We start from the raw sequence: 17,807 nt of genomic DNA, 5'->3' as shown, positions 1-17,807 counted from the left end.
ACCGACTTGATCGAACGTAGGGAGATCACGCGACTCGCGTCAACGGTCCGTCGGCGCCCTCGTACGGCGGCTCAGACGCGCAGCATGCCCAGCCGGCCTTCCAGCTGGACCAGCAACTCGCCGAGCAGGGAGGCGAGTTCGCCCTGTCCGGGGTTGTCCAGCCCGGAGAGCACGGTGGTCTCGTAGGCGAGTTGCTCGGGCAGGATCGCGTCGACGAGGTCACGGCCGGTGTCCGTGAGGCGGACGTGGGCGACGCGGCGGTCGCGGGTGTCGCCGCGGCGCTCGACCAGCCCGCGTTCGGTCAGCAGCTTGAGGCGCTTGGTGACGGCGGCGCCCGAGGAGAAGGTCTCCCGGGTCAGCTCGCTCGGCGTCAGCTCGTGCCCGGTGCGCCGGAGCGCGCCGAGGAGGTCGAACTCGGGACGGCTGAGCCCGGCCCGACGCAAGGGCGCGTCCTCGGCCTGCTGGAGCAGGGCGGCGCACCGGTTGATGCGGCCGATGATCTCCATCGGGCCGGTGTCGAGGTCGGGGTGCACGGCCTGCCACTGTCCGACGACGGCGGCGACTGTGTCGCGCCGGGTCGCACTCGGAGGGGTTGGGCGGGCCGCGCCGTCCCCGTCCACCGGCCGTCCATTCGTTGCCGTCATCCCCGTACGCCCTCCGTCTTCCTGCCCGTGCGCCCATCACCGGTCGGCCAGGAGTGCGACTCCTGGCGTCGTACCGTCGCGGCGAGCGTACGGTGTCCGGACTGTTCGGCGAGCACGACCCGCTCCTGCGGCAGTGCGCGCTGCCACCACTCGCCGGATGCCGCGTCGACGGTGGCGCGCAGTTCGACCAGCGCGGCGGCGAGTGCGCGGTGCGCGGATTCCAGTGTCCCGCGCGCGGGAGCCGGTTCCGCCAGGAGGCGCGCCGCCCGTTCGCGGGCCTGTTCGACCGCGGTCAGCGCCTCCTCGATGCGGTCGGTCGCGCGGCGGTTGGTGACGACGGCCGCTGCCACGAGGCCGACCAGGGCGCCGACGAGGGTGTCCACGATCCGCTCGGTGATCAGTTCGCCGGGCTGCTGGGTTCGGGCGAACTCCGTGATGAGCAGCGCCATCGGGGTCACACAGACGCTGCCGAGCCAGTAGTTGCGGCCGATCAGCGCCTCGGCGCCGAAGTTGAAGGCCAGGCAGCACAGCACGAGGGCCGCCGGGTGCGCGTGGGCCAGCGGGGCGACTACCGCGAAGACCAGCACCCCGACGAGATTGCCGACGACCCGCTGCACGCCCCGGCCCCAGGTGAGGGTGATGTTGGCCTGGTAGAGGGAGGCCGCGGTGACGAGGGCCCAGTAGGGGCGGCCGACACCGAGGGCGAGGGAGACGTATCCGGCGAGCGCGCACCCGATCGCCGTGCGCAGCACGAGGGGGGTGAGCGGGCCGAACCTGGTCCACAACGGGCGGGCGGGGGCGGCGAGTTCGGCGTCCACACCGAGGAGTTCCGCTACGGCGCCTGCCGGGTCGTCGGTCCCCGGGACCGGCCCTCTGCCGCGCAGTTCGCGGGCCCAGGTGCGCAGCCGCTCCGGGTCGGCGTCCACGGGCGCGGCGAGCGCGACCTCGGCGCGAACGACGAGGCGTTCGAGAGCACGCCGGGGCGCGGCGCGGGTACCGGTGGCGAGCAGGGACTGCCAGGCGGCGTGGACGGCGGCTGCCGCAGCGGCACGCGCGCGTGCGTCACCGCCTCCGGGGCCGTCTGCGTGGCCGTCGCCGGTGCCGTGCGTGGCGGCGTACGCGGCGGCGGCGTTCAGGGCCTGGGCCGTGGCACGGCGCTCCGGGCCGTACGGCCGGACGAGCCCTGGCGCCATGCCGACGAGCCACGCCCAGACACCCGCGGCGGCGGCCAGCGCGAGGTGCCCGGGAACCTGGCCGAGTGTCTGCGGCGCGAAGAGCGAGGCGGAGCTGATGAAGGTGAGGACGACGTTGCCGGGCGGACCGATCCGGGTCACGTCGCACAGCCCCTTCTGTACGGCGGCCAGGGCGGCGCCGACGGTGACCAGCACGACGGCGTTGGTGGCGAGGGAGGCGGTGACCAGCGCTACGGCTAGACCGGCGATCATCCCGAGCACCACCCACCCCAGGGCGCGGGCCCGGGCGGCGTAGGGCTTGTTGTGGGCGTAGAGCGCGCACAGGGAGCCGGCCATCGCGTACATCGCCAGGTCGAGGCGGCCGAGGGCCAGCAGCGTGAGGTTGGGCGGCGCGACCGAGGCGACCGCGCTGAGCGCGGGCTTGAACCAGATGTCGGAGGGCCTGCCGAGGCGCAGGACGCCGGCGAGCGGAAGGCGTCGGACGCGTGGGGCGGGGGCGGGGGTCGCACTGCTCATGAGAAACAAGCTTAACAGGTGTTTTACTCGTGAAATATTTTGCGCGAGCACGCTTTCGGCACACCTCCGACCTGCCGCGCTCCGCCGAGTGCTCCCCGTGTACCCCGTTGCGCTTGGTTGCGCCCCGTGCGGCACGGGCATCCTGTGACCGACTGTCGACGGAGAGTGAAGCCGAGTGCGGGGGGATGCGCGTGCATGGTGGACCGGCTTCGCCCGGCTGGCTGCTGGTCGCGCTGTGCGCGGCGACCGGGGCCTACTGCCTGTTGCGGATGCGCAGCCCCGTCGAGGAACAGCGCCGGGCCGCGGGCGGCGAGGCGCTGATGGGCTTCGGCATGGCCGCGATGGCCGTGCCCGCCGCGGTGTTCGCACCACCGTCGTGGGCGTGGCCCGGCTACGCGGCGGTGTTCGGCGCGGCGGCGCTGCGCGCCCTGTGGGCGGCGCGCAGGAGCCCGCATCATGTGCACCATCTGCTGGGTACGGCCGCCATGGTCTACATGGCGCTCGTGATGGGGGCCTCCCCCGGACACCACCACGAGCACGGCACCTCCGGAGTCCCGCTCGTGACCGGCCTGTTGCTCCTCTACTTCGTGGGATACGTGCTGCTGTCCGGCGTCCGGCTGGTGCCCGTCACCGCGACGGCAGCCGGGGGCGGAGGCGGGAACAGGAACGGGAGCGGGAGCGTCGGATGGGGTGACCGGCCGGAGTTGGCGCGGGCGTGCCGGCTGTCGATGGGGATCGCCATGGTCGCGATGCTGCTGACGCTCTGACGCTGTACGAAATCGTGGTCTGCGTCACTTTGCCGTAACAAGCCGTACCCCTGATCACCGCGGCGCTCGTAGGGTGCTCCCATGATGGTCCCCGCGGCACTGTTGCTGCTCGGCGCCTTGGCCGCCGTCGTCGCCCCACGGCTGCTCGCCCGGGCCGACTGGCCGGACCATGAGCCGGTGGTCGCGCTGTGGGTGTGGCAGTGCGTGGTGGCGGCCGTCCTTCTGTGCTGCGCCCTTTCGATGACGCTCAGCGCCGCCGCCGCGTGGCAGGCGGTGCGGGGCCATGTCTTCGCCAACGCCCCGCACGCTGTTCTCGACGCCTATCCCCTCGTAACGGCCGGGCCTTGGGCGGCGGCGACCGCGGTTGCCCTCGCGTGCGGCGGGGCGTGGACCGTGGCGATGCTGGTCCGTGAAGTCGTACGAGCCCGGTCGCGGCGTCGGCTACGGAGAGCCGAACTCCTCGTGCGCGCGCCGGTGTTGCCCGGTGAGGAGCCCGGCGCCGAGCCGTTGGTCGTGCTGGAGGGCGAGCGGCCGGACGCCTGGTGGATGTCCGGCCCCGCGCCCCAACTCGTCATCACCACGGCCGCGTTGCGACGGCTCAAGGGCCGGCAGCTGGACTCACTGCTCGCGCACGAGCAGGGGCACGCGCAGGCCCGGCACGACTGGCTGCTGCACTGCTCGGCCGCGCTCGCCAACGGCTTTCCGCAGGTACCGGTGTTCGCCGCGTTCCGGGACGAGATGCACCGGCTCGTCGAACTCGCCGCCGACGACATGGCCTCCCGCCGCTTCGGCCGCCTCACGACCGCGCTCGCACTGGTCGAACTCAACGAGGACCGTGGGGTGTTCGGGCCCTGTCCCACGCCGCAGGCCCATGTCCCGCAGCGGGTGCACCGGTTGCTCACTCCCCCGGACCGGCTCACGGCGACGCGCCGCCTCGGGCTGACCGCGACGGCGGCGCTCGTCCCGGTGGTTCCGGTGCTGGTGGCGTTCGTACCGGGGCTGCGGGCGCTCGGCTGAGGAAGAGCCGACGAGGAGGAAGCACTGAGCGCTGAGGAAGAGGTCGCCGTGGGGGCGGGCCGGCCCCGCTCACCGTGAGTCGGCGAGGATCTTTCCATGCGCTACCCGCCCCGCCCGACTCTCCGGCAGACCAGCATCTTCCTGGCGCTGTGCTCCGCGCTTCTCCTCACCCTGGTCGCGGTCGAATGGCGCCCGCTGATCGACGTCGACGAACGGATCGCCAGGACCACCCACAGGTGGGCGGTCGAGGACAACGGGGTGACACGTGCGTGCCGCATCCTGACCGACTGGGTCTGGGATCCACTGACCATGCGCCTTGTATGTGCGGTCGCCATGGTGTGGCTGGTGTGGCGGCGTTCGGCATGGTGGACGGCCCTATGGCTGGCGGCCACATGTGCGCTCGGCACACTGCTGCAGCAGGCACTGAAGGCACTGGTCGGCCGCGCCCGCCCGGTGTGGCCCGACCCCGTCGACTCGGCCCACTACGCGGCCTTCCCCTCGGGCCACGCCATGACCGCCACGGTGGTCTGCGGCCTGCTCCTGTGGCTGCTCCACCACTATGGCGCCGGACGCGCTGTGTGGCGTACGGCCATGATCTTGGCGGTGATCTCCGTGGCGGGTGTGGGTCTGACCCGTGTGTGGCTGGGCGTGCACTGGCCGTCGGACGTGGTGGGCGGATGGGTTCTGGGGGCGTTCGTGGTGGCGGTGGCTGTCGGGGCGTACGAACGGCGGTGGGTGTGAGCACGGCCGGGCGGCGGCACCGTTATGTCGGACCCGCCGAGCTGCTGGACCTCGTGCGGCCGGGGTCGGAGGGCCGGGTCGTGCGGTCGGCCGCCGATCTGGACGCCTGGCTGAGCGGACGGGACAAGGACGAACTCGCCGAGCCCTTCACCCACGTCGTCGGCCTGGACGGACTGCTGCGCCTGGCGCCTCGCCGGAGTGAGCATGTGGCGTGTGCCGGGGGCGCCGACGTGCTGGGCGCGGGTGAGATGGGATTCGGGCGCGCGGCGGGGCTCCGGGTCGTCCGGGAGGTCAGCAACCAGTCCACCGGTTACTGTCCCCACCTCGACTCCTGGCCTGCGGTGGCGCGCGCTCTCGACCGGGTCGGAATCGACCGTCCCGCCGGTTTCACCCACGCCGTGGTGTTCCGCCGCTGCACAACGTGCCGGGAGATCAACATCGTGCGTGAGGACGAGTTCGTCTGCGTGTTCTGCGGGAGTGAGCTTCCGGTCCAGTGGAACGTGGCTGCGTAAGATCACCACATGAGTGCCGTCCTCTTCGACTTCTCCGGAACCCTCTTCCGTATCGAGTCCACCGAGTCCTGGCTGCGTGCCGTGCTGCGCGAGACCGGGACGGCGCTGCCCGAGCCGGAGTTGGCCGAGGCGGCGCGGGCGCTGGAGTCGGCGGGGGCGATGCCGGGTGGAGCGCAGCCGGAGCAACTACCCGCGGAGTTCGCCGAGATGTGGGCGATCCGGGACGAGAGTTCCGCACTGCACCGGGCCGCGTACACCGGCGTCTCACGCCAAGTCCCGCTCCCCGACCCGGCGTTGCACGAAGCGCTGTACGAGCGGCACATGACGCCGGCTGCCTGGACGCCGTACCCGGACGCGGAAGCCGTGCTGCGAACACTGCACGAGCGCGGGATCGGCGTGGGTGTGGTCAGCAACATCGGCTGGGATCTGCGGCCGGTGTTCCGCGAGCACGGCCTCGACGCATACGTGGACACCTACGTCCTGTCGTACGAACACGGCGTCCAGAAGCCGGACCCACGGCTGTTCGCGGTCGCCTGCGAGGCGCTCGGCGTCGACCCGAAGGACGTACTGATGGTCGGCGACGACCGACGGGCGGACGGCGGGGCGGCGGCCCTGGGGTGCGGAGTGCACTTCGTGGACCACCGACCGGTGACCGAACGGCCCGACAGCATACGACCGGTGCTGGACCTGGCCGGTCCAGGTCGGCCTCAGGGCCAGGGCTGACTTCAGGGCCAGGGCCGACCCAAGGGCGTCAGCCGGCCTGAGGGCGTGAGCCGGGCCCCACCCCTGCACCCGGCCCGACCGGTCACCCCTGATACCCCTCCACCTCGGACTCCGGGCGCACCCGCGCCTCGTCCGGGTTCTCCCCGAACTCCGCCTTGGCGCGGCGCTGCCTCAACAGGTCCCAGCACTGGTCGAGTTCGCGTTCCAGTTGCCCGAGTCGCTGGTGTTCCGTGGTGGCGTCGATCGTGCCGGACGCGAGTGCCTCCCGGAGCTTGCGCTCGTCGTCGACCATCTCGTTGATCCGCGCGAAGATCTGCTGGTCCTGCTCCATGCCCGTGTGCCTCCTCGGCTCGTCACCCGTGCCCACTCTAGGGACGGATCACGTGCCGTGCGACAGATGTGCGGGAAGGCGGCGCCGGAGGCCCGGTCAAAAGTCGCCCAAGGAAACCATTGGGGTGAAAAGGAGCCGCCCGCCTGAGACGATCCCCCGCGTCGCCCCAGACGGACGGCAGCATTCGCCAGGCCCCTATGGCAGGGGACCCGGACGTCCTGAGTATAGTTGGCTGATAGCCAGTCAACGCAGGAGTTACAGCATGTCCCCGCGCAGCGCCTCGGTCAATGAAGAGTTGCGACGGCGTTCCCGGGAACGGCTCCTGCAGGCGGCGGTCGAGTTGGTCGGTGAGCGCGGATTCGAGGCCACGACCTTGGGCGACATCGCGGACCGGGCCGGATCGGCGCGCGGGCTGGTGTCGTACTACTTCCCCGGAAAACGCCAGCTCGTACAGTCCGCGGTGCACCGGTTGATGCACTGCACCCTGCAGGAGGCGCTGGAGCGCGAGCCGCGGACCACGGACGGGCGGGAGCGGATGGCGCGGGCCATCGACGCGATCCTGGGCCTCGCGCACGACCGGCCCGTGCTGATGCGCCAGCACATGGCCGGGCTCCTCCAGGGCGAGGGCTTCGTGCAGTGCCCGGAGCAGCGGCGGCTGCAAGAGTTGCTCGGGGAGACGATCGCGGGGTACGGGTCGGGGAACGTCCCGTCCGACTATCCGATGCTGCGGGCGCTCCTCATGGGTGCGGTGTACGCGGCGCTCGTGCCAGGGGTACCGATGTCGATTCCGGTGCTGCGGACCGAGTTGTTCGAACGGTACGGACTCGACTGGGAGTTGGGGGTTCCGCCGGATGCGGGTGCGCCGAGCGGGACGGCCGACACGGATCTGTCGCGATTCTTCGCGACGGACGACAGGTCAGCGGGTGACGGGCCAGTGGACAACGGGTCGTCGGGCGAGGAGTCCGCCGACAACCGCCCGACCGACGACCGCCCGACCACGTCCTCCGGCGCGTAACGGACCCGCTCAGCGCCGGGCGTGACGAGGCGTCAGATAACCCGCGTCGCGCGCCTGGGAGATGAGCCGGAGAGACCGGCGCCGACTGTGTCCGGTCGCGCACATCACCGCGAGGACGGGATCGACACCCTCTTCCTGGGCGGCGCGGTACTCCTGAGCCACCAGCCAGCGCCCCTCGATGCCACGCGGCCAGGCCGGCCGGGCTCGACGCGCTCCGCCCGACTCCTCTCCCTCCACCGCCTCCGGTTCCAGTCCGCACGCCTCGAAGAGAGGCCCCTCGATCCAGTCGGCCAGCACCGTCAAGTCGTCGAGGGAGAGGGCGGGTTGGGCCCGCACGTCCTCGACGGAGACGCACTGGTCGGACACCACGGCGAGTGCGTCGACCCGGGCGCCGTCGGCGAAGGCCAGCCGGACGTGGAACCACGAGGTGGCCCCGTCGTGCTCCTGCACTTCCCACGCGGGCCACACGGACACCGCACCGTCCGCCGGGCAGCGATCGGAAAGATTAACAAAGGATGCTTCTAGCACACACGCAAAGTAACCGCATGATCACATTCCATACGAACGGACACGCACGCCCCCGGCGCGTACGGGTGCGCACGGCACCCTGTCAGCGGAGCACCAGTAGTGCGATCCTGGAGCTGTCAGTGGTCTGGCGATTCAGCGATCTCCTGTGTGCCTGAAGGGTGAGGAGTTCCGCCGTGCTGCGTGTCGCCGTCGTCGGTTCCGGACCCAGCGGGGTCTACACCGCCCAGAGCCTCGTCCAACAGGATCCGGAAGTGCTGGTCGACGTCCTGGACCGGCTGCCGTGCCCGTACGGTCTGGTGCGCTACGGCGTGGCGCCGGACCACGAGAAGATCAAGTCGCTGCAGAGCAGCCTGCGGTCGGTCCTGGAGCACGAGCGGGTGCGGTTCCTCGGCGGGGTGCCGGTGGGGCCCGGCGGGCTGTCGGCCGCGCGGCTGCGGGAGCTGTACGACGCGGTCGTGTACTGCGTGGGCGCCGCCACCGACCGTCACCTCGGAATTCCCGGCGAGGAGCTGCCGGGCAGCTGGTCGGCGACCGAGTTCGTTGCCTGGTACAGCGCCCATCCGGACTCCACCGGCGACGGTTTCGTGCTCGGCGCACGCTCGGCCGTGGTCATCGGCGTCGGCAATGTCGCGGTGGACGTCACAAGGATGCTGGCGCGCGGCCCGGCCGAGCTGAGCCGCACCGACATGCCGCAGGCAGCGCTCACCGCACTGGCCGCGAGCGGGGTGGCGGACATCCACATGGTGGGCCGGCGCGGCCCCTCACAGGCCCGCTTCACCACCAAGGAACTGCGCGAGCTGGGCGGCCTCCCGGAGACCGAAGTGACCGTGGATCCGGCCGAGTTGGCGCTCGACCCGGACTGTCTCGACCCCTCCGCCCTGCCCCCTGCCCGGCGCCGCAACGTGGAGGCACTCAGCCACTGGGCCGCGCTGCCTCCCCAGGGTGCCCCGCGCTGTATCCACCTCCGTTTCTTCCTCCGCCCCGTCGAACTCCTCACCGTAGCGGGGCACGTGGGCGCCGTGCGCTTCGAACGCACCGCGCCGGACGGGCGGGGCGGAGTGCTGGGGACGGGTCAATTCGAGGACATCGAGGCGCAGTTGGTGCTGCGTTCGGTGGGCTATCGCGGGGTGCCGCTGGACGGGTTGCCGTTCGACGCCGAGCACGGCACCGTGCCGCACCGGGCGGGCCGCGTCGTGCGCGGGGGCAGGACCGTGCCCGGCGAGTACGTGGCCGGCTGGATCAAGCGGGGCCCGACAGGCGTCATCGGCACCAACCGCCCGGACGCCAAGGAGACGGTGACGTCCCTGCTGGAGGACGCCTCCCTGCTCGTACGGCACGAACCGCCCGAAGACCTCCTCGCCGTGCTGCGTGCGGAAGGGATCGAGCCGGTCGAGTGGGCCGGGTGGGAGGCCATCGAGCGGGCCGAGGCCGAGCTGGGGGCCTCGCTGGGGCGGGGTGGTGTGGTCAAACTGCCTGACTGGGAGGCGCTGCTGGCGGCGGTACGTGGGTCGCACACGTAGCAGAAGGGCATGACACACAGCGGCAACAACCCAGAAATCAACAAACTGTTCAAGGCGCTTACGGTCTCGTGCTGTCCGCATGTTCTCCCCCTTTCTCCCTCTCCGCCGCTCAGGAGTGCCCATGGCAACGACCACACCCGTGCATCCCGTCGACGAGGTCCCACCCGTACGGCAACTGGCCGCCTTCGGGCTCCAGCACGTGCTCGCGATGTACGCGGGCGCGGTGGCGGTGCCGCTGATCGTGGGCGGCGCGATGAAGCTGTCGGCCGCCGATCTGGCGTATCTGATCACCGCGGACCTGCTGGTGTGCGGTATCGCGACGCTCATCCAGTGCATCGGTTTCTGGCGGTTCGGCGTGCGCCTGCCGATCATGCAGGGCTGTACGTTCGCGGCCGTGTCGCCGATGGTGCTGATCGGTACGACGGGCGGCGGACTGCCCGCGATCTACGGGTCCGTGATCATCGCGGGGCTCGCCATCGCGCTCCTGGCCCCCGTCTTCGGCAGGCTGCTGCGCTTCTTCCCGCCGCTGGTCACCGGCACGGTGATCCTGATCATCGGTCTGTCGCTGCTGCCGGCGGCTGGCAACTGGGCGGCCGGCGGCCAGGGCGCGAAGGACTTCGGCGAGCCGAAGAACCTGGCGCTCGCGGCCTTCGTCCTCGTGGTCGTCCTCGGTGTGCAGCGGTTCGCGCCGGCGTTCCTCAGCCGGATCGCGGTACTGATCGGTATGGCCGTGGGGCTCGTGGCCGCAGTGGTGTTCGGGTTCACGGACTTCAGCGGGGTCGGGGACGCCGACTGGGTCGGCATCAGCACGCCGTTCCACTTCGGTACGCCCACCTTCCACGCCTCGGCGATCGTGTCGATGCTGGTGGTGGCGCTGGTGACGATGACGGAGACGACCGGCGACCTGATCGCGGTCGGTGAGATGACCGACCGCAGGATCGAGCCGCGCTCGCTCGCCGACGGTCTGCGTGCCGACGGCCTCTCCACCGTCCTCGGCGGCATCTTCAACACGTTCCCCTACACGGCGTACGCGCAGAACGTCGGCCTCGTAGGCATGACCCGGGTCCGCAGCCGCTGGGTCGTCGCCGTCGCCGGTGGAATCCTCGTCGTGCTCGGCCTGCTGCCCAAGCTCGGCGCGGTCGTCGCGGCGATACCGGCACCGGTGCTCGGCGGTGCGGGCCTGGTGATGTTCGGCACGGTCGCCGCGAGCGGCATCCGCACGCTGACCCAGGTCGACTTCAAGGACAACCACAACCTCACCGTCGTCGCCGTCTCGGTGGCCGTGGGCATGCTCCCGGTCGGGGTGCCGACGGTGTACGCGCAGTTCCCCGACTGGTTCCAGACGGTGATGAACAGCGGTATCAGCGCGGGCTGCCTGACCGCAATCGTGCTGAACCTGATCTTCAACCACCTTCCTGTGAAGGGCAGTTCGACGACCCCCGCGGTGGTCGTCGAGAAGTCGCCGGAAGGGGTGGCCTAGACACGGATATGAGCGGAGCGGTGGTCACGTGGGCCGGTCGGCGACCGGCCACGCGGCCAGCCGTTCCTGAAGGCGCGCGTGCCGGAACTCGTACACCGCACCTGTCTGCCGCAGCACGCCCCGGCGATGCGCCTCCTCCAGGAAGGCCATGAGCCGCCAGGGCAGCCGGCCGGCTCCGCACAACCACAGGCGGGTGACGAGGAACCAGCCCCAGGCGCTGAGGACCACGGCGAAGGGGGCGACGGCCGGCAGGACGAAGGTCGCTGTCCCCGAGATGTTCCCATTGGCGTCCCACACGTCCAGACGCAGCGGTTGTGCGGCATAGGTCACCAACGTGGTGCCGAGAAGGCCGCACAGCACGAAGAGAACGCCTCGGCTGACCGCCGTGGCACGGTCGGCCCGCAGACCGTCCAACGGTGTACCGACCTGCGTGACTTCGGCGGGAGTCACCAGCCGCCGGTGCAGAGCGGCCGTCGCTCCGCCGACGAGCCCGAGGGACAGGCCGAAGAGGACACCCGCGCCGAGGGCCTGCCCGAAGAGAGCACCGGGGGTGCCCCTCAGCAGCCATTCCGCGGTGGCGAGCGGCATCTCGTTCTCCAGGTCGGAGCTCAGCACGAGGGTGCCGTCGGGCAACTTGGCCAGCAGGTCCTCGCGCCCGGGGCGTATCTCCAGTTCGACCGGTCGATGAAACCTTTCGTCACATGGGCCGTAGCAAGGCTCGTCGGTCGTCTCGGCGTAGAGCGAGCCGTCGTGCCACCGATCGACGGTCCAGTCGATCGCTCCCGGGGTGATCGCGACGCGGGTCCCGTCCGGCAGCCGGAGGTGTTTCCAGCCGTCGGGCGTCACCAGCACGGAACGGCCGTCCGCGGCGGAGCTCCACACACCGCCGGACGGGAACTCCGGGTAGGTGGCCGAGCGGCCCGCGAGCGTGGCGGCGTCCGCGGCGCCGAACGCCACGCCAAGCAGGAGTCCGGCAGCCAGTCCCCGGCTCAGCCCGGCGAACGCGCGCCGCCGACCGTGGCTCGGGAGGTGCCGCGCGCCGACTCCCCCGCCCGGAGGACGTACGTCGGCGCGCGGGTACCGCCAGATCGCGAGCGCCGCGCCCAGTCCCCCGAACACGGCGCACACCACGATGAGTTGCACGCCGAGGAAGAAGGCGGCGGGAAGCAGTGCGCCGAGCCCCGCGGCCAGGAGCACCAGCAGAATCCCCAGGCCCCACCGCCAGGGACGGCTCGCCCGGCCGACGCTCAACGGCACGATGACGGGTGCCGGATCGCCGAGCAGGCCCAGCACCGCCAGCACGGTGGCCAGTGCCAGACCCGCGGTCAGGGCCAGAGCCATCGCCCCCAGGTGTGGGAACCGTACCGGATCGGAGGAGAACGACCGTCCGTCCAGACTGCTGCACACACCGAGGGCGGCGCCCAGGGTCACGGCGCCCGCCGTCAGCAGCACCAACTCACGGGGAACACGCCCCAGTCGTGCCGTCGAGGATCGGTTCGATCGCCACCCGCCGGCCTTCAGGAACACCGTCTGACCTACGCAAACAGGGACGAGAAGTGCCCCGATGAACGCGAACGTCCATCCGCCCCGAGGTCCCGTCGCCGCCAGAACCACCGCCAGCAGCACCGAGCCGAAGAGCAGCAGCGGCCCCCACTCCCGCAGCGGCCACGGCAGTTCGCGGCGCAGCTCCCACCAGGCGAGGGTGCGGGTGTGCCGCCGTTCGAGGTGACGCGCCAGGAAGACGAGGGCGTCGAGGGTCCGGTCGAGCCGGTGTGTGTCGTCCCGGAACGCCGCCGGTACGAACGCGTCGAGCAGGTGGGCCTCCAGCGCGGCGAGGTCGGGCCACGGCCGGTCCAGGAGTTCCATCGGGTCGGCGTCCGAGTCCTCGTAGACCGTGCGCACCATGGTCACCATGAGCGGTGTGCGCAGTACGGCGCGCAGCATGGCGCAGGGCGGGTCCTCGGGGGTGGCCCGCAGCCGTTCGACCACCGGGTGCCATCGGGTGGCGCGTCGACCGTCGGCGCCCCTGACCGGCCGGGCGGTACGCAGCAGATACCGGGTCGCGGTCTCGAAGGACAGGGCTTGCAGTTCGACTACGGCGGCGGAGGTGAGGACGTCGCCGGCCCGGACCACTTCGGCGTACACGTCGCTCCGGCAGGTCAGCAGGACAGGGCGGCCGTCGTCGAGGTCGGCGTTGAGGCGGCGCAGCGCCGTCGTGCGCAGTGACCCGGGCAGTTCGTCCAACCCGTCCAATACGGGTATCACCCGTGCCGCGTCGAGCAGTTCACGCGCCCAGGAGGCACCCGGGTAGTGGTCGGCCGTGTATCTCGCCAGCCAGGTGTCCAGGCTCTCGCTCTGCGGGCGCCAGTCGGACAACGGGAACAGGACGGGGACGGAACCTCCGGGCTCCCTGCCCTCCAACACCTCCAGAAGGAACCGGACACAGAGCACCGTCTTGCCGCTGCCGGGTTCCCCGATGACGACCAGGCGTTGTGACGGCGCTTGTTCCAGAGCGGTGGCGATGCCGTCGGACGCGTCGGGCAACTCCCCGTCGTCGTGGTCGAGTTCGTCGGCGAGCCATGGTTCCGCCGAGGTCCAGTGGATCGCCATGGGTTCGGGGTCCTGGAGGCGCCGCAGCCGCCACTCGGTCTGCCACTGGCGCCGTACGGCGTCGGCGAGCCGGTCCGCGCGGGCGCCCAACACCTCGTCCGGGGGCGGGGGTTCGGGTGCGCGGGACGGTCCGCGGGCCAAGTTCAGGGCCAGTCCCGATGCCGAGATACCGAAGCCGAGGACGGTCGTGAGCATCGCGGCGTCGCTCAACTCACCGCTTCCGGCCGCGACGGCGAACACCGTCCCCGTGGCCACGGCCACCCCGCCCCAGACCACAAGCCGCCAGTACCGCATAGCACTCCCCCGAGTCGGCCCTGGCGCGAGAATAAGCCCGGCGCCGACAAATGAGACCCGCCCGTACCACCCGAAATGCACCCGGCACACGCGCGTCCGCACCGACCGCCCTCAGCGACGCAGCAGTCCCGCCGGCACCGCCCCCGCCAGCACCCCGTACCCCGCCGGATTGAGATGCAGCCAGTCCCCGACCTGGAGGGACGGAAGCAGACGGCGCGGGTCGGCGGGATCGCGCACGGCACGGTCGAAGTCGAGGACCGCGTCGAAACAACCCGCCGTGCGGATCCAGGTGTTGACCGCCCGGCGGGAGGACTCGCGTTCGCCCGCCGGGTCGTCGTAGGTGTTGCCGCCGAAGGGGAGCAGGGTCGCGCCGTAGACGCGGATGCCCTGGGCGTGGGCGCGGACGACGATCTGGCCGTAGGCGGCCAACAGGTCCTCGGTGACCTGGTGTTGGGCGGCGGGGGTCGCGTCGGCGGTGCCGATGTCGTTGACGCCCTCGAAGACGATGAGACGGGTGACTCCGCTGCGGGAGAGGACGTCGCGGTCCAGCCGGGCGAGGACGTTGGGGCCGAGGCCGTCGTTGAGGACGCGGTTGCCGCCGGCGGCCTGGTTGAGGATGGCTACGGCCGCGGTGTCGGGGCGGGTGCGGAGGCGGTCGTAGAGCTGGTCCGGCCAGCGGTCGTCGGCGTTCGTCGTGGAGCCCCGGCCGTCGGTGAGCGAGTCGCCCAGGATGGCTACGGCCGTGGTGGCGCGCGGGGCCAGGACCTCCACGTCGCTCAGCAGATACCAGTGGTCGACCGGGGTCGCCCCGGGCAGCAGGTCCTGGGCCTCGGTGTGGTCGCCGGTGCGGAGGTACGACGTCGTGCGGGAGCCCGGGTGCGAGGTGAGCGCGAGCGAGGGCTGGCCAGTCGCCAGGTAGGTCGTCACGGTCAGGACGGACGCGGGGAGCAGGGCCAAGTCCAAGGGGTCGGAGACCAGTTGGGCGCCGACGGGGACGGTTGCGGATCTGCGTCCGGCGAACGTGACCGGTCTGCTGCTGCCGGCGACGATCGCGCTCGCTCCCGCTCTGCCGTCCTGAGGGAGTGCCACCGTCACCGCGGTGAGCGGGAGCGGGGTGTCGCCGTAGGCGTTGGAGAAGCGCAGCCGCAGTTTCCGGCCTCCTGTGGTGACGCGGAGCGTCTGTCTCAGGGTGGTGTCGACCAGGACCGACCTGGTCCCGGTGAACGGCGCCGGTGGCAGGTTGGCGGGCTCGGTGAGCTGGGGCATCGCCGTCCAGCTGGTCACCCAGTGCGCGGCGGAGGACGAACGTCCGTCGGCACGTGCGGAGTTGGGGGCGGCCAGGGCCGACAGCGCCGATGTCGTGGCGATGAGCGCGGTCCGTCTCGTGGGCTGCACGGAATCCGCCTTCCTCGGGAGGGAATCGGGAGGGATGAGGGGCAAGCTGCGCGCCCAGTGCAGGTCAACCGACCGTGCAGGCCGTCCCGTTGAGCATGTAGGCCGTCGGCGCCGCGCTGTTGCCGGTGTGGTTCGCCTGGTAGCCGATGGTCACGCTCGCGTCGGGGGCGATCGTGCCGTCGTACGACGCGTTGGTGGCTGTCACCGTGCCGGAGGCCGGGTTGTAGGTGGCGCCCCAGCCGTTGGTGATGGTCTGACCGGTGGGCAGGGCGAAGCCGAGCTGCCAGCCGTTGACGGTGCTCGTGCCGGTGTTGGCGATCGTCACGGAGGCGGTGAGGCCGGTGTTCCAGGCGCTGGTCGTGACGGTCACCTTGCAGGCGCCCGCAGGGGGTTGGGGCACGGAGCCGGAGTCGAGGCCGAAGAAGGTGAGGACGCGGGCGCCCATGCCGTAGGTGTAGAGGTTGTGGGTGACGCCCTGGAGGCTGATGGCCTCGACGGGGGCCCGGTCACCGGTGGCGCCGTAGCGGGTGCGGGTCCAGCCGGTCGCCGGGGAGTCGGTGGCGGCCGGGGTCTGGCGGACGCCGAGCACGTTCGTCCACTGCTTGATCTCCTCGCCGAAGTTGGGGTATCGCAGTGTGTCGTCGGCGGTGCCGTGCCAGAGCTGCATGCGGGGGCGGGGGCCGGTGTAGCCGGGGTCGGCGCCCCGGACCAAGTCGCCCCATTCCTGCGGGGTTTGGATGACCGTGCCGTTGGCGCAGGCGGTGTTCCACTCGGAGCCGTCGGTGGTGGCGAAGCAGCCGAACGGCACTCCGGCGAAGGCGGCGCCGGCCGCGAACACGTCGGGATAGTCGCCTAGCAGGACGTTCGTCATCATCGCGCCGGAGGAGATACCCAGGGCGAACACGCGGGAGGTGTCGGCGGAGTAGGTCGAGGTCACCCAGTCGACCATGGACTTGATGCCGACCGGGTCGCTGCCGCCGCCGCGGCGCAGGGCCTGGGAAGAGGAGACGTCGAAGCACTTGCTGGCCCGGGTGACCGACGGGTAGACGACGATGAAGCCCAACTGGTCTGCCAGCGAGGCGTATTCGGTGCCGGAGTACATCGCCGGGCCCGATCCCCCGCAGTAGTGCACCGCCACCAGGACCGCGGGGTGCGCGGTGACGGCCGCCGGGACGTACACGTACATCTGCAGGTTGCTGGGGTTGGCGCCGAAGCCGGTGACCTCGGTGAGGGTCGCGGTGGGGACGGCCTCGGTGCGGGCTGCGGCCGGGGGTGCCACGAGCGTCAGCGCCGCGAGTAACGGCACCAGCGCTGCGAAGAGGGCGACGAGCACCGAACGCGGGGGTTTTCTGGAGGACTTGAGGGTGTTGGCGGCTGCGGGTGCCATGACTTCGCCCCTTCCTGATCGCGGCTCGTGCGGCATCACTCAGGCAAAGCAATCGGGGGAGAACAATCGGCATCGTGACATGGACATGAGCTCCATGGAAGCGCTCCCACGCCTCGAATAGTTTCTGCACAAGCGTTGACTAGAAAGCGCTTGCACCCTACGTTCCGTTCAGGAGTGTGACCGCACGGTCCTTCACGGAGTACATCGTTCACGTACACGATCACCCCACCCTCTCGAAGGGACACACCCGCATGCGTACTCGAAGATCAGCTCTGGCGGCAGCGCCACCGCCGTCACGGTCTCGACGCTGGACGCCTTCAAGTCGGCGGTCACCGGCAGCAGTTCGAACGTGGTCAAGGTCAACGGCCTGATCTCGCTGAGCGGTCAGGTCGACATCGGGTCCAACACGACGGTCCTGGGCGTCGGTTCGGCGTCCGGGTTCACCGGCGGCGGGCTACGCCTGAAGAAGGTGACGAACGTCGTCGTCCGCAACCTGAACATCAGCAAGCCGGTCGCACCCGCCGACGGCATCACCGTGCAGGCCTCGACGCGGGTGTGGATCGACCACAACGCCTTCTCGTCCGACCTCGACCACGGCAAGGACTTCTACGACGGCCTGGTCGACATCAGCCACGCCTCCGACTACGTCACCGTCTCCTGGAACACGTTCAAGAACCACTACAAGGGCTCGCTCGTCGGCCACAGCGACAACAACGCCGGCGAGGACACCGGGCATCTACGGGTGACGTACCACCACAACTGGTTCGACCAGGTCAACTCCCGTATCCCCAGCCTGCGTTTCGGCACCGGGCACTTCTACGACAACTACGTCGTCGGCGCCGAGACGGCCGTGCACTCGCGCATGGGCGCCCAGATGTTCGTCCAGAACAACGTCTTCCGGGACACGGAGGTCGCCGTCACGACGAGCCGGGACAGCGACGTGGACGGCTACGCCAACCTCAGCGGCAACGACCTCGGTGGAGCCGCCACCGAGATCTCGCAGGTCGGCACGTTCACCAGCCCGCCGTACAGCTACACCGCCGAGCCCGCCTCGACCGTCGTCGCCTCGGTGACCGCGGGCGCCGGCACCGGAAAGCTCTGACCACTCCCCCACCTCGGAGAAGGAATCGGGAC

Annotated in this window: 15 protein-coding genes and 1 pseudogene; 9 read left to right on the top strand and 7 right to left on the bottom strand. The window is 71.0% G+C overall.

The annotated features are described in order from the left end of the window. Positions 1 to 71: 71 nt before the first annotated feature. Positions 72 to 644: a MarR family transcriptional regulator gene (locus tag AB0I69_RS01070; RefSeq protein ID WP_363093340.1), complete on the bottom strand. Its 573-nt coding sequence runs from the start codon at positions 642 to 644 to the stop codon at positions 72 to 74. Next, positions 641 to 2,353 carry an FUSC family protein gene (locus tag AB0I69_RS01065; RefSeq protein ID WP_363093339.1) on the bottom strand — a complete coding sequence of 571 codons (1,713 nt, stop codon included), beginning with the start codon at positions 2,351 to 2,353 and terminating at the stop codon, positions 641 to 643. The genes AB0I69_RS01070 and AB0I69_RS01065 overlap by 4 nt, the downstream gene beginning before the upstream one ends. Positions 2,354 to 2,544: 191 nt before the next feature. Between AB0I69_RS01065 and AB0I69_RS01060 the strand changes: the two genes are divergently transcribed. The 5 genes from AB0I69_RS01060 to AB0I69_RS01040 all read left to right on the top strand — a co-directional run bounded on the left by AB0I69_RS01060 (position 2,545) and on the right by AB0I69_RS01040 (position 6,113). Continuing rightward, complete coding sequence (locus AB0I69_RS01060; protein WP_363093338.1) at positions 2,545 to 3,120, top strand: DUF5134 domain-containing protein; 576 nt, start codon at positions 2,545 to 2,547, stop codon at positions 3,118 to 3,120. Between the two features lie 81 nt (positions 3,121 to 3,201). Further along, on the top strand, positions 3,202 to 4,137 hold the full coding sequence (locus AB0I69_RS01055) for a M56 family metallopeptidase (protein WP_363093337.1): 936 nt from the start codon (positions 3,202 to 3,204) through the stop codon (positions 4,135 to 4,137). Between the two features lie 96 nt (positions 4,138 to 4,233). Further along, complete coding sequence (locus tag AB0I69_RS01050) at positions 4,234 to 4,878, top strand: phosphatase PAP2 family protein (RefSeq protein ID WP_363093336.1); 645 nt, start codon at positions 4,234 to 4,236, stop codon at positions 4,876 to 4,878. After that, complete coding sequence (locus AB0I69_RS01045; RefSeq protein WP_363093335.1) at positions 4,875 to 5,390, top strand: hypothetical protein; 516 nt, start codon at positions 4,875 to 4,877, stop codon at positions 5,388 to 5,390. The genes AB0I69_RS01050 and AB0I69_RS01045 overlap by 4 nt, the downstream gene beginning before the upstream one ends. A gap of 9 nt (positions 5,391 to 5,399) precedes the next feature. Then, a complete protein-coding gene (locus AB0I69_RS01040; RefSeq protein ID WP_363093334.1) occupies positions 5,400 to 6,113 on the top strand; it encodes an HAD-IA family hydrolase in 714 nt (237 codons plus the stop codon). An 82-nt stretch (positions 6,114 to 6,195) separates the two neighbouring features. Here the strand turns inward: AB0I69_RS01040 and AB0I69_RS01035 are convergent, their stop codons facing one another. Next, a complete protein-coding gene (locus AB0I69_RS01035) occupies positions 6,196 to 6,444 on the bottom strand; it encodes a DUF2630 family protein (RefSeq protein WP_363093333.1) in 249 nt (82 codons plus the stop codon). Between the two features lie 262 nt (positions 6,445 to 6,706). Between AB0I69_RS01035 and AB0I69_RS01030 the strand changes: the two genes are divergently transcribed. Further along, entirely contained in the window at positions 6,707 to 7,459 is a 753-nt protein-coding gene (locus tag AB0I69_RS01030; RefSeq protein WP_363093332.1) for a helix-turn-helix domain-containing protein, read from the top strand. 9 nt (positions 7,460 to 7,468) lie between these two features. Here the strand turns inward: AB0I69_RS01030 and AB0I69_RS01025 are convergent, their stop codons facing one another. Next, entirely contained in the window at positions 7,469 to 7,933 is a 465-nt protein-coding gene (locus AB0I69_RS01025) for a DUF6214 family protein (protein WP_363093331.1), read from the bottom strand. 227 nt (positions 7,934 to 8,160) lie between these two features. Here AB0I69_RS01025 and AB0I69_RS01020 point away from each other — a divergent pair, with 227 nt between their 5' ends. Together AB0I69_RS01020 and AB0I69_RS01015 are read left to right on the top strand one after the other, a co-directional pair. Continuing rightward, entirely contained in the window at positions 8,161 to 9,507 is a 1,347-nt protein-coding gene (locus tag AB0I69_RS01020; RefSeq protein WP_363093330.1) for an FAD-dependent oxidoreductase, read from the top strand. 121 nt (positions 9,508 to 9,628) lie between these two features. Beyond that, positions 9,629 to 10,987 (top strand): nucleobase:cation symporter-2 family protein, encoded by a 1,359-nt coding sequence (locus AB0I69_RS01015; protein WP_363093329.1) that lies wholly within the window; start codon positions 9,629 to 9,631, stop codon positions 10,985 to 10,987. 24 nt (positions 10,988 to 11,011) lie between these two features. Here AB0I69_RS01015 and AB0I69_RS01010 read toward each other — a convergent pair whose 3' ends face one another. The 3 genes from AB0I69_RS01010 to AB0I69_RS01000 all read right to left on the bottom strand — a co-directional run bounded on the left by AB0I69_RS01010 (position 11,012) and on the right by AB0I69_RS01000 (position 16,673). Further along, complete coding sequence (locus tag AB0I69_RS01010; protein ID WP_363093328.1) at positions 11,012 to 13,891, bottom strand: NACHT domain-containing protein; 2,880 nt, start codon at positions 13,889 to 13,891, stop codon at positions 11,012 to 11,014. Positions 13,892 to 14,002: 111 nt separating this feature from the next. Next, on the bottom strand, positions 14,003 to 15,286 hold the full coding sequence (locus tag AB0I69_RS01005; RefSeq protein WP_363093327.1) for an SGNH/GDSL hydrolase family protein: 1,284 nt from the start codon (positions 15,284 to 15,286) through the stop codon (positions 14,003 to 14,005). A gap of 64 nt (positions 15,287 to 15,350) precedes the next feature. Beyond that, complete coding sequence (locus tag AB0I69_RS01000; RefSeq protein ID WP_363093326.1) at positions 15,351 to 16,673, bottom strand: PHB depolymerase family esterase; 1,323 nt, start codon at positions 16,671 to 16,673, stop codon at positions 15,351 to 15,353. Between the two features lie 274 nt (positions 16,674 to 16,947). Between AB0I69_RS01000 and AB0I69_RS00995 the strand changes: the two are divergent. After that, a pseudogene (locus AB0I69_RS00995) lies at positions 16,948 to 17,775 on the top strand (polysaccharide lyase family 1 protein); the annotation flags it as partial. Positions 17,776 to 17,807 lie beyond the last annotated feature (32 nt).

Source organism: Streptomyces sp. NPDC050508 (assembly GCF_040655155.1).
In the GTDB taxonomy this organism is placed as follows: Bacteria; Actinomycetota; Actinomycetes; order Streptomycetales; family Streptomycetaceae; genus Streptomyces.
The sequence above is the reverse complement of the archived record's forward strand: the minus strand, read 5'-3'. Positions and strand labels throughout refer to the sequence as shown.